The sequence below is a fragment of the Nostoc sp. UIC 10607 genome (genome assembly GCF_047228265.1).
Classification (GTDB): domain Bacteria; phylum Cyanobacteriota; class Cyanobacteriia; order Cyanobacteriales; family Nostocaceae; genus Nostoc; species Nostoc foliaceum_A.
This window is the reverse complement of the sequence record NZ_JBIQNW010000252.1, coordinates 1-443: the sequence shown is the minus strand read 5'-3', so window position 1 is coordinate 443 and position 443 is coordinate 1. Positions and strand designations below refer to the sequence as shown.

1 pseudogene is annotated in these 443 nt (G+C 38.1%); it reads right to left on the bottom strand.

The features are described from left to right. Positions 1-75: 75 nt before the first annotated feature. Positions 76-366 (bottom strand): annotated as a pseudogene (locus tag ACEYW6_RS36655) (integrase); the annotation flags it as partial. Between the last annotated feature and the right edge of the window lie 77 nt (positions 367-443).

The window sequence follows — 443 nt, the reverse complement described above, 5'->3', positions numbered from 1 at the left end:
TGCTGGAATTCAGGTATATTAGTCATTTTGGCAGTTTTTGACTCTTCTTTTTTCAGGCTTTGTGAGAAATCCGGGTATTGTTTGTGGAAATCTCTTGAACCTCATTACGCAAATACGGATGACCATTAAGATTGAACGGTAGCTTGGCTCATCAAAAGTCAGATATATTGCTAATAATCGACGGCTATAGGCATCTACCATGAAGGTAGCCCACGGACGACCTAAATTTTTATACTTAGTATTGCCAATATCTAAATGGCAATTGCTTAATATCTGAGGTGAACTTACTAATTCAATGTCAAGTTGAGTATGGTCAATGTGAACTATTTCAAAGGGACGTTCCCCATGAATTGGAGTTGTTAACTCTCTGACTTTTCCCGTTAAGTCTCAAAAAGCTTGCTGGTAAAGGATTTAGGAGACAGCACGGTATATACGGTAAAGTA